We start from the raw sequence: 10,566 nt of genomic DNA, 5'->3' as shown, positions 1-10,566 counted from the left end.
AAATGTATGACCAGATTAGTAAGGATGCCGCCCAAATGCCGGTAACCGTCGGCAAGGCATTTACCGATTTAAAGACTGAAATGTCGCTTTTGGTGGCAGAGTTTAACGAAGCCGCGGGCGCGACGGGCGGAATGTCGCAGGGCTTAGAAAAAATAGCCGATTGGATCAAAGATAACCGCAGCGACATTGTCGAGTTTGGACTTGACGTATATCGTAGCTTTCAGCTTATGGGAACGGCAGTCATCTGGCTGGGGCTTGCCGTAGATAAAGTATTTAGCGCAATACCTACCGCGATAGCTTTAGCAATCGACACGGCTACCACCACGCTATCTAACGGGCTAAATTCTATGATTACCGAAGCGGAGAAAACGTATAACTCGATAGCTTCCCTGTGGGGTGGCGAGACTAGATTTGGGCGCATAGATATTTCTACCAATCTGTCAAGCAAACTTTTAGAACACTACAAAGAAACAGAAAAAAATATTGATCTGGTCCAAGAAACAACAAAAGGGCTGCTAAAAGACATAGCCAAAGACACTATGTCAAGCGCCGCACCGAAAATAAACGAAAAATTCGAGGGGATTAGACAGAGCGTCAAAAATACGGGCACGCAAGCGACCAAAACGAAAGAGCAAATAAGCGCCCTAAACAGAGCGCTTTTAGAGATAGCCCAAAGCGGAATGAGCGAAATCGAAAAAAAAAGAGATAACGTTGCAAGGAAAGCTCAAGAGTGGACGGCGCTCGGCGTAAGTCCGGATAAAATCGCGGAATATAGAAAAAACGAACTAGCAAAAATAGACGCCGAAGAGACGAAAAATAAGCTGGCGGAGCAAGAAAAAACCAAGCAAGAACAAATCAAGGCCACTAACGAATATTTGAAACTAAAAGACCGCGAATTTAATTTAGCTAAACGCCAAACGGAGCTAATAAGCGACGAAACGGCTAGGCGTATACGTCTAGTGGAGATAGAGCATAGCCATACTGCGGAGCAATATACGGCTATGCTAAAAAAAGGCGAGATCACCAAAGATTACTACGCCCGCGCGATGGCGTTAGAGGAACAGCTTTACCAAAAACAGATGTTTGATGCTTCAAGCTGGGGGCAAGTTATGCAAAACGGGCTATCAGGGCTTGAAAGCGCGATGGGCAATTTCTTAGATTATTCGAGTGATAAATTTATGAAATTCGGAGACCTTGCCCAAGACGTATTAGGGCAAATTTATAAGGCCCTGGTTAAAGAATTCATCATTTCGCAGATGATAGCGGCAATTAGACAAGGAATAATGGGGATGTTCGGCGGCGGCGACACGACGAGCGCGAGCTTGCCTAGCGGGGGAATGCCGGAGGTTTTAAACTCGTCCGCGTATTATAAGACGGGATCGGGGCTGTTTGCCGGCACGAGGTTTCAATTAGCAGCTCAAGGCGGCGTATTTTCAAGCCCCGACCTGCATAGCTACGCTAACTCTATCGTAAGCAAACCGACCTTTTTTAAATTTGCCAAAGGCGGTATTCCCGACATCGGCGTAATGGGCGAGAAAAACGGCGGTAGCCCCGAGGCTATCATGCCGCTAACCAGGACGAGCAATGGCGATTTGGGCGTAAAAGCGCAGATTGCCACATCACTAAACAACGTAAAAATAGAGATTATAAATCAGTCCAAAGAGGATATAAAAGTAGCCAATACCTCCGTAAGGCAGGATTTAGGCGAGCAGGTGATAAGCATCGTAATCGACGGCATAAATAGAAACAAACAAGGGCTTAGAGATATGATAGGAGGGAGCCGATGAATACCTACCCTACTTATCCGCCGCTGATCGTGGGCTCATCCAGGACGCTACAAAATCCAACCCATAGAAGCAGTAGCGAGGGCGGATATACAATGACGCGCAAAAAGTGGACGAAACCAAAGAGCAAATACAGCCTAAATTATCCGTCCGTAAATGCTGAGCAGTTTAAAATTTTAAGAGATTTTTTCACAGCCAACCAAGGACAAGCGTTTAAATTCCGCTACCCGCTCGAAGACGAAACTAAAATTTGCGTCTTTATTATGGATGAACTAACGGCGACCGATAGCGCGGGCGGGTACTGCGCCGTAAAGATAGAGATAGCTGAGGTATAAAATGAAACTATCCACGATAAAAGATTTAAATACTTTGGCGACCGATAGCGTGCTTTTAGTGGGGCTTGAGCTTTTTATCCCCGATACCCCGACCGTGCGCATAGTAAATAACTCCGAGAATATAACCTTTAAGGGCAACGAGTTTATCGCATTTCCTTTTAGCATAGGCGAAATTCAAACGGCTAAGGGGGAAATACCGCAGTTTAGCCTAAGCATAGATAACACGAGCCGCGCCATGCAAAACTACATAAACATGTATGATAATTATATTAAACTGCACGGCACCGACAATTCGGCCATACAAGCCAAGGTCTACGTCATAAATACCAAAGATTTAAGCGAGCCGGTGCTTGAAGAATTTTTCGAGCTCACCGATTTTAGTAGCGACGCCCAGAACGTAACGTTTAATCTAGGTACGAACAATCTTTTTAATATGAGCTACCCGCCGCGTAGGATGTATAAGGATTATTGCCCATTTAAATTTAAAGACGCCAGGTGCGGGTATAAAGGTGCGGATGACGCTTGCGACAAGAATTTGGCCGCCTGCCGCAAGAAAGGAAACTCCGTGCGTTTCGGCGGCTTCTTGGGAATACAAGGCGGGTATAAAAAATGACGATAAGAGACTTGATCGGCACGCCTTTTCCACAGATGGATTGCTTCGCCCTCGTGCGTAAGTGCTACGAGATAGAGCACGGCGTAATTATACCGCCCGCTCGCGCTCCGCACGATAGAGCAAAAATGGTGTTTAATGAGTTTTTAGAGGAAATTTCAAAACATTGGCATAGGGTAGAAAAACGCAAAGGCGTTTGCGTGGCTTTGCGTTACGATATGAATCATCCTAAAATCGTAACTCATTTCGGATATATGATAGACGAAAACCATATTTTACACACCACTACCGATACGGGCGCGATAATTGAGCCTTTAAGTAACTACGAAAAGCTAGCGGAGGGATATTATGACTACAAATAAGATCATCACTTGCCATAATATCCTCAACCCACTAGATAGAACCGTAAGGACGGGTGGCAATTATAAAAATATCGACGAAATTTTAAAAGATTTAAAATACGATAACGAAATTTACGACTTGGTGATATCTAAAAATAGCGTTATCCAGGACGGCTTTTTCGAGGTAGAGAGCGGCGACGTAGTAAATATCTCTATCGTGCCAAAAGGAGGCGGCGGAGGCGGCGGTAAAGGCATATTAAAATCCGTAATGATGGTAGTCGTGGCTATCGCGTCGGTATATACGGGAGGCGCAGTCGGAGCCGCATACGGCACTATGTACGGGGCTATGGCGGCCGTCGGCGTGTCGGTCGCGGGTAGCTTGCTCGTAAATGCTCTAATGCCTACGCCTAAGCCTAGTTTTGATTTCAACAAACAAGATTTTAGAAATAGCCAAGCTTACGGCTGGAGCAAACCGACTAACCAAGCTATGCAAAGTCAGGCAATACCTAAAATTTTCGGCACCCATAAAATCACGCCGCCGCTAATAGCTTCATACGTCGAAGCTGTGGATGACAAACAGTATTTTAATGGACTTTACGCTGTTAGCGACGGAGTCATAAACGCTATAACCGACATAAAAATAAACAACGAGGATATAGCAAATTTTAAGGGCGTAAGCTATGAAATAAGAAGCGGCGAAACTACGCAAGCTATTATCGAGCACTTTAATGATACGCCCTACGACAAAGGCGTGGGCAAAAAGCTAAATCCAAATGGAGAGCACGCGCTAAGCCAAACCGACGGCAATGCCGTAACTTCTCTTACGGCTACGCTTCTTATGCCGCGCGGCCTTTGGTATGCAAATGATAACGGCGGTCTAGACGGATACTCTATAAGCGTAACGGTAGAATACTCCGTCGATAATAAAACTTGGATAAGTTTTTCTCAAAGCCCCGTAACCATAAGCGGCGCTTCTACCGCTTCTTTTAGAAAGACACTAAAAGCGGATAACCTCCCGGCTAACAGGTATTACGTAAGGGCGAAATTTAACTCCGCGCCTAATACGGGTAGTCGATACGGAAGCGATTGCTATCTCGAATATGTTACCGAAACAACCAAGGATGATTTTATATATCCCGGCACGGCTCTTTTAGCGGTGCGGGCGTTGGCGACAGATCAACTTAGCGGCAACGCGCCTACGATTACCTGCGTCGTATCGGCGAATTCGAGCAACCCCGCAGAAGTAGCCGAACAAATCCTGATAGATAGTGGAGTAGAACCTTCTAGGATAATGCCTAGCTTCAAAGAGTGGGCTAAATTTTGCAATGAAAAAAAATTAACTTGTAATATCGTATTCGATAGCGAAGTAAGCGTTAAAAAGGCTCTTGATACCGTTAGCTTGCTCGGCCGTGCCTCGGTTTTGCAGGCCGGCTCGAAATTCGACGTAATAATAGAAAAGGCCGAAATTTTACCCGTGCAAAGTTTCCTTTTTGGCATGGGCAATATCCTAAGCGGCACGTTTAAGCAATCGTTTTTGCCTCTCGTAGATAGGGCTAATTTCGTCGAGATAACCTACTACGATAAAAATAAAGAGTATGAGGCCTCTATCGTTTCGGTAGGCGCTAGAACTCTCGACAACTCCAGGATGACGTCTAAAACCTCCGTAACATTGATAGGCTGCACGGACGAGGAACAGGCCAAATCTTACGGGCGTTTTTTATTAAACTGCAACCAATACTTGACCGAAACCATAGAATTTGAAGCCGATAAAGATAGCCTTGTTTGTCGTTACGGTGACGTGATAAGAGTAAGCCACGACGTGCCTCAATACGGTTTTTCGGGCAGACTTGAAGCGGATAGCGCAGGCAATATTCTCACGCTTGATAGAAACCTCGGGGACTTTGTATTAAAAGATACCGCGGTATACGCTATTCAAATTAAAAACGACGTAAACGAGGTTAAAGAATATCAAATTTTAGAATTTATCGCGCCCAATAAAATAAGGGTAAATCTAAACGGTGCGGCGTATAAGCGATACGATAACTACGCCTTTGGCGAAGTAAACAAGGTTAGTAAATTATACCGCATTATCAAAATTTCAATCGGGGGTGAATTTACGCGTCATATAACGGCTATCGAATACAACGAGGACGTCTATAACGACCGCGATACTATCCGCACGCAAAACGGCTCATCGCTAGGGCTTTCAAATTTGCGCGTAACCGAAAATTTACGCCTCGAAAATAAGACTATCGAAACGTATTTATCGCTTGCTTGGCGCGGATCCAGCCTAAGCTATCTCGTAAAAGTCAAAGGCGGAGGTAAAGAGCTGGCGATTAAGACGAACGATAGCTTTTGCGACGTAAAAGTAAAAGATAACGTAACCTACAAAATATCGATAAGCGATACGTTCGGTAATAGCGTAAGTTGCGCGCATAAGGTAGTCGGCAAACTAGCTCCGCCGCCGAGGGTTCAAAATTTAAAGGCGACCGAGACCCGCGATGAGTGGGAGTTAAGTTGGAGCTACGACGACAGGCCTATCGACTTTAAAGAGTTTGAAATTTACAAAGACGGCGCGCTAGTAGGAGCTACAACGAATTTGTCCGCTAGTGTCAAAAAAGACGCCCAAAATTTAAATATTCGCGTAATAGCTATCGATACGAGCAATATTAGAAGCGCGGAAGCGGGGCTAAGCTTAACCGCTACGCCCCCGCCTAATATCGCCGCTTTCGGCACCATCTACAAGGAAAATAAACTTCACGCATACTGGAACGAAGCGGGCAAAGACTTATATTATGAACTACGCAAAGGCGTAAGCTGGGATAACGCTTATAAGGTGGCAGATACCAAAGGACTAACCGCGGGGCTAAATTTTAACGGAACCTATCTCATAAAAGCCTATTACGAAAACGCGTATGGACTAAAAGTATATAGCGTGCAAGCAAAGACGCTGATCGTAGATGAAAATCGCCTTGATATAAACGTGATGGAAACTATCGCGCAACCCGCGTGGGACGGGATGCATAATAACACCCAAATTTCAAACAACGGACTATGCCTAATAGGCGATTATACGAACGCGAACATCGTGGCTAGAAAACTCTCCGCATTAAGCGGAAACTACGATGTTAAAAAGATCGTAACCCTAAGCAGCGAAAAGTTATGCAAGATAAGCGCCTTTTTGGATGTTAGCGGGTTGGCGTTAAATTCTGTGTTCGATAGCTTCTCAAACGTCGATAAAGTAGAAAACGTAGATGGCGCCAATGAAAACGACTTTACAGCGAGGCTTCAAATTTCGCTATCCAAAGACGGCATAAGCTGGGCGGCGTATAAGGACTTCGAAAGCGGCGAATACATAGGTAAGGCTTTTAAATTTAGGGTCGCGCTTACAGCAAAAACGGCGCTTATAACGCCTTTTATAAATGCTTTAAACATTTTAATCGATATGCCAGACGTCATCGAAAGCGAGAGTAGCGTAAGCGCAGCGAACGGGGTTGTAAATATAAAGTATAAAAACGATTTTAGCGTAGCTCCGAAGGTGCAAATAACGATCATCGACGCTCGAAGCGGAGACGACGCTATACTAACAAACCAAACAGACAAAGGATTTATGATAAAAATCATAGACAAAAACGGCGCTAGCGTAAGGCGCGAATTTAATTATATAGCGAAAGGGTATTAAAATGGCACAAGTAAATAGCTTCACCATACCGGCTAACCAAAGTGGAACGGCGTTTAGAACGCAGGCGAATAACATTTTTAGTGCCCTTGCCTCGCTAAATGCGGGCGCTACGGCTCCTTCAAGCCCGCAAGCTGGGATGTTGTGGCTAGATATTTCAAACGCCAAAAAGCACTATTTAAAAATAAGAAATAGCGCGAATAATATTTGGGGAGTAGTATGTGAGATAGACGCAAGCGACGGCAGTATAAAAAACGGATACTCGGCAACCGAGATAGATGAGCTTTTAAAGAATAAGCTAAATTCCAGCGAAGCAAGCGCGGATCCGCTTGCAAATAAAATAGTTAGGCGTAATGGCGCTGGATATATATATGCCGTTAATTTTTATCAAAGCGCGCCCCACTACGATCAGATGGCAAATTCAGATTCGTGTATAAGTTACAGAAACGACGACGGCTTTATAAGGGCTATGAGTCTAGGTAAAACGCGCGAGATATTAAATGTATATACCAAAGCCGAAGTGGATAATTTAGCTCTAAATGCGGCAAAAACAAACACCCAAAACGTTTTTAGCGCCAGCCAAACGTTTAATGCCGAAATTTTCGGAAGCGGGGTTAGCGCGGTCAATGTCCCCGGCACGATAGTTAAAAGAGACGGCAACGGAGATTTTGAGGGCAGATGGATAAGCGCAAGCCATTTTAGGCTGACCGAGGGGAATCAAGATAATCTAGCGGGACCCAATCACGAGATACTCTACCGCTTCTCACAAAATGAAAACCACGTGAGGCCTATGAGTATTAATAAGCTAAAAGAGATATTAGGATTAGAAAGCGCTCTCGGTAAGCTACAAGCTAGGGCAGGAAAGGTTGACTTTCAAAAATGGTCACAAAATCGTACGGAGACCGTGCCCCTCAGAGTAAATTTTAGTTCCGCATTCCCCAATGCTTACATATTTGTGGTCGCTCAAATCACCGTGGTTAGGTACAAGAAAGATAACGAACCGACCATAGACGGCGGCTCGTTCGTTATTACCGAAAATATCGATAAAGCCGGATTTGTTTTTAATCGACGTTACGATAGCGGTTATGCTTTTACGGTATCCGTATCGTTTCAAGCCTTCGGATACTAAAGGAGAAAACATGAAAGTTCATTATAAACCGGGCACGTTTGAGATCTGGGGCTATTATCCAGACGATTTTAAGGATGTTCCGAGCCCTAATATAACTATAACCGACGAAGTTTGGCAAGAAGCGGTAAGCTCGGGCGCAAACAAGGTAGATAAAAAAAATAAAACACTCTTTTGCGAAACGAAAGAGCCTAGCCTCGACGAGCTAAAAGAGCAAAAGCTGGCCGAGCTTTCGCGGTGGCAAAAAGATATGACCGAGCGTGCGAAGATAAATTTAAAAGGCTTTGGTGAGATAGACGGTGGGTATAAATATCTACTAAACGCGATATCCATGATAGAAAACTACGACGAACTGCCCCAAAAGGTATTTAGAACGTTCGACAATAGCTTTAAGCCCGTAACCCTAGACGAGCTAAAAAATATAAAGATAGCCATAGAACGGGGCGGTATAGAGCTATTTAACTTAAAGTGGAGATACGAAACAGCAATAAACGCTGCTACTACGAAGGATGAACTCGCCGCGATAGATTTCGCGGACGTAATCGAGATAGATTTAGGAGGAAAAAAATGAGTGAAGTAAAAAGAGTGGTCGTAAAGCCTTTCGATAAGGATAAATTCGAGCTGGCGTGGGAGTACGAATATCAAAGTGCAAGCGGCGAGACTATAAAAATACCCGCGGGCTATAAAACGAACGGTGCGAACGTTCCGCGCATCTTTTGGTCTATTTTTCCGCCCAATAGCCCCGAATACCTTAGCGCCGTAGTCGCACACGATTATCTATGCGACTTAGAACGATACGAGCGCGCGGACGAAATTTTAAAAGAGATTATGGGCGAGCTAGGTGTAGCGGAATGGAAAATTTTAATCTTTTACTACACATGCCGCGCGTATCATAAAATCAAATACGGAGCGTAAAATGTGGCAAATTCTAGACAATAAAGTATTCTTAGCGGTTGCCGGCACTTTTTGCGCGGCGCTGATATCGGCCTTGCTTTACGCGATAAATTTGCGCGGGCAAATTGCGGATTTGCGCGAAGACAACGCCGATTTAAGGGAAAATTTAACGCTAGCGATTAGCCAAAGCGAGATTTCAAAGGCGAATTTAGACGCTTGCGTCGCAAAAATCGAGCTAGTAAACGAGAAAACACAAAGCCTACGAGTAAAAAGCGAGGAGGCCGAACAGAAAGCTAAAAGAGCCGGAGAGAGACTAGCGCGGGTGCAAACTCCGCAAAAGGACGCAGGCTGCGAACGCGAGCTAAAATTTTATAAGGAGCTAATGAATGCGAGCTATTAAAATAACGCTAGGCGCGCTATTCGCGGCGGCTCTTTGCGGCTGCGCCGGTAAGCCTGCGATAATAACGCAAACCGAGTTCAAAGAAGTCTACGTACCCGTAGCCTGCATTGAAAAAATGCCCGCAAAGCCCGTTTACGACGGAAGCGCGCAGAGCGCGAAAGAGCTGATGGCCTATTTCAAGACGTGCGAGGAGCTTTTAAAAGGGTGCGTAAAATGAGCGAAGCGGTAGCGAAAGTTAAGAAATTTTGGCTAAATCGCCGCGTAGTAATCGAAATAATCCTATCTATCGTAATCACGGCGCTATTTACGGCAAAGGCGTTTTAGATGGATTTAATCGATAAACTCGGGTTTTATATCTGGGTGCTGTTTATCGGCTTTACGGGCGGAATTTTAGGCTGGGCCGCCGAAGGAGAGAAAAAGATAATAGACGGCGTGATAGGCACTTTTACGTCGATGTTTCTAGGCTGGATAGGATACGAGCTGGTGAGTGCGTGGCTAAAAGACGAAAAGATAGCCCTAGCTACGTGCGGGTTTATCGCCTGGCGCGGGGCGGAGTGGATACGCCAAACCGTAGACGTCGCGATAAAAAGCAAGTTAAATAACGGCGGCCCGGACGGCTACGACGATGCGGACGATTTACCGCGTCCGCCTAAATTTTAATTTTAAGAAAGGAGAGCGGGAGTAAAGCGGAGGTTGCAGCCTACGCGCAATTATGCAAAAACTTCCTAAAAATACTATGGCAAATTTTAACGCGAGTTATGAAATTTTACTGAGATTAGAATTTAACTCGCCCGCAAACGTTTTGCATAAAAACAAAGGCGAGAGCGGGTTAACTTTTATGGGAATTTATGAGAGCGCAAACCCTGCTTGGAGCGGTTGGCCGCGCGTAAAGAGCGAGCTAAACAGGCTAGGCTACTACGGCGCGGGCGATGCTGAAATTTTAAGGCGCGCTAGCATAAATTTATATAACGACGAGGGGCTAAAAGCAGCAGCAGCGTTTTACCGCGCTAAATTTTGGGACGCCTTACGCGCGGACGAGATAAAAAGTCAAAAGATAGCGGACGAAATATTTTGCTTTGCCGTAAACGTCGGCATAAAAGCCGCCGTAAAAACCGCGCAAAAGGTAGCGAGCGAGCTTACGGGTGCAAATCTAGCCATCGACGGCGCGATAGGCGCGCAAACCTTGCGGGCGATAAATTCGTGTGATGCGGACGCGTTCGACGTAGCTTTCGACGAGGCGGAGAGGGCTTACTACGATAAGATTATAGCTGCGAATCCTAGCTTAAAAATTTACGCTCGCGGCTGGCGAAATAGGGCGGAAGCGGTGTAGGCGGCCACCCTATGTTTTTATAATTAAAAATCGCTCAATTTCAACTTTGTAACCCCTTTAACTATTG

At 45.2% G+C, this 10,566-nt stretch carries 12 protein-coding genes; all 12 read left to right on the top strand.

What is annotated here, in order from left to right; translation table 11 throughout:
• Positions 1-1,787, top strand: a 1,787-nt coding sequence (locus tag QZ147_RS06295; protein WP_295148301.1) for a hypothetical protein, incomplete at its 5' end; no start/stop codon positions are given.
• Positions 1,784-2,119 (top strand): hypothetical protein, encoded by a 336-nt coding sequence (locus tag QZ147_RS06290; RefSeq protein WP_295148298.1) that lies wholly within the window; start codon positions 1,784-1,786, stop codon positions 2,117-2,119. The genes QZ147_RS06295 and QZ147_RS06290, both read left to right, overlap by 4 nt.
• A 1-nt stretch (position 2,120) precedes the next feature.
• Positions 2,121-2,732, top strand: coding sequence for a DUF1833 family protein (locus tag QZ147_RS06285; protein ID WP_295148296.1), 612 nt, complete (start codon positions 2,121-2,123; stop codon positions 2,730-2,732).
• Complete coding sequence (locus tag QZ147_RS06280; RefSeq protein WP_295148293.1) at positions 2,729-3,091, top strand: hypothetical protein; 363 nt, start codon at positions 2,729-2,731, stop codon at positions 3,089-3,091. Before QZ147_RS06285 ends, QZ147_RS06280 begins: the two co-directional genes overlap by 4 nt.
• Positions 3,078-6,752: a phage tail protein gene (locus QZ147_RS06275; protein WP_295148291.1), complete on the top strand. Its 3,675-nt coding sequence runs from the start codon at positions 3,078-3,080 to the stop codon at positions 6,750-6,752. The genes QZ147_RS06280 and QZ147_RS06275 overlap by 14 nt, the downstream gene beginning before the upstream one ends.
• A 1-nt stretch (position 6,753) precedes the next feature.
• Positions 6,754-7,878, top strand: a complete 1,125-nt coding sequence (locus QZ147_RS06270) for a hypothetical protein (RefSeq protein ID WP_295148288.1) — start codon at positions 6,754-6,756, stop codon at positions 7,876-7,878.
• 10 nt (positions 7,879-7,888) lie between these two features.
• Positions 7,889-8,446 (top strand): hypothetical protein, encoded by a 558-nt coding sequence (locus QZ147_RS06265; RefSeq protein ID WP_295148285.1) that lies wholly within the window; start codon positions 7,889-7,891, stop codon positions 8,444-8,446.
• The gene (locus QZ147_RS06260) at positions 8,443-8,790 is read left to right on the top strand and encodes a DUF1353 domain-containing protein (protein WP_295148282.1); all 348 of its coding nucleotides are present in this window, start codon (positions 8,443-8,445) and stop codon (positions 8,788-8,790) included. Before QZ147_RS06265 ends, QZ147_RS06260 begins: the two co-directional genes overlap by 4 nt.
• A 1-nt stretch (position 8,791) precedes the next feature.
• A complete protein-coding gene (locus QZ147_RS06255; RefSeq protein ID WP_295148280.1) occupies positions 8,792-9,169 on the top strand; it encodes a hypothetical protein in 378 nt (125 codons plus the stop codon).
• Entirely contained in the window at positions 9,156-9,386 is a 231-nt protein-coding gene (locus QZ147_RS06250; protein WP_295148277.1) for a hypothetical protein, read from the top strand. Before QZ147_RS06255 ends, QZ147_RS06250 begins: the two co-directional genes overlap by 14 nt.
• Before the next feature lie 107 nt (positions 9,387-9,493).
• Complete coding sequence (locus QZ147_RS06245; protein ID WP_295148275.1) at positions 9,494-9,829, top strand: hypothetical protein; 336 nt, start codon at positions 9,494-9,496, stop codon at positions 9,827-9,829.
• 52 nt (positions 9,830-9,881) lie between these two features.
• Positions 9,882-10,499: a glycosyl hydrolase 108 family protein gene (locus QZ147_RS06240; protein WP_295148273.1), complete on the top strand. Its 618-nt coding sequence runs from the start codon at positions 9,882-9,884 to the stop codon at positions 10,497-10,499.
• Positions 10,500-10,566 lie beyond the last annotated feature (67 nt).

The sequence above is a fragment of the uncultured Campylobacter sp. genome (assembly GCF_905371695.1).
In the GTDB taxonomy this organism is placed as follows: Bacteria; Campylobacterota; Campylobacteria; order Campylobacterales; family Campylobacteraceae; genus Campylobacter_A.
The sequence above is the reverse complement of the archived record's forward strand: the minus strand, read 5'-3'. Positions and strand labels throughout refer to the sequence as shown.

What these genes read in the sequence shown, in the direction of transcription:
- QZ147_RS06290 (WP_295148298.1), top strand. Translation starts at nt 1,784, where the DNA reads ATGAATACCTACCCTACTTATCCGCCGCTGATCGTGGGCTCATCCAGG.
- QZ147_RS06285 (WP_295148296.1), top strand. Translation starts at nt 2,121, where the DNA reads ATGAAACTATCCACGATAAAAGATTTAAATACTTTGGCGACCGATAGC.
- QZ147_RS06280 (WP_295148293.1), top strand. Translation starts at nt 2,729, where the DNA reads ATGACGATAAGAGACTTGATCGGCACGCCTTTTCCACAGATGGATTGC.
- QZ147_RS06275 (WP_295148291.1), top strand. Translation starts at nt 3,078, where the DNA reads ATGACTACAAATAAGATCATCACTTGCCATAATATCCTCAACCCACTA.
- QZ147_RS06270 (WP_295148288.1), top strand. Translation starts at nt 6,754, where the DNA reads ATGGCACAAGTAAATAGCTTCACCATACCGGCTAACCAAAGTGGAACG.
- QZ147_RS06265 (WP_295148285.1), top strand. Translation starts at nt 7,889, where the DNA reads ATGAAAGTTCATTATAAACCGGGCACGTTTGAGATCTGGGGCTATTAT.
- QZ147_RS06260 (WP_295148282.1), top strand. Translation starts at nt 8,443, where the DNA reads ATGAGTGAAGTAAAAAGAGTGGTCGTAAAGCCTTTCGATAAGGATAAA.
- QZ147_RS06255 (WP_295148280.1), top strand. Translation starts at nt 8,792, where the DNA reads ATGTGGCAAATTCTAGACAATAAAGTATTCTTAGCGGTTGCCGGCACT.
- QZ147_RS06250 (WP_295148277.1), top strand. Translation starts at nt 9,156, where the DNA reads ATGCGAGCTATTAAAATAACGCTAGGCGCGCTATTCGCGGCGGCTCTT.
- QZ147_RS06245 (WP_295148275.1), top strand. Translation starts at nt 9,494, where the DNA reads ATGGATTTAATCGATAAACTCGGGTTTTATATCTGGGTGCTGTTTATC.
- QZ147_RS06240 (WP_295148273.1), top strand. Translation starts at nt 9,882, where the DNA reads ATGCAAAAACTTCCTAAAAATACTATGGCAAATTTTAACGCGAGTTAT.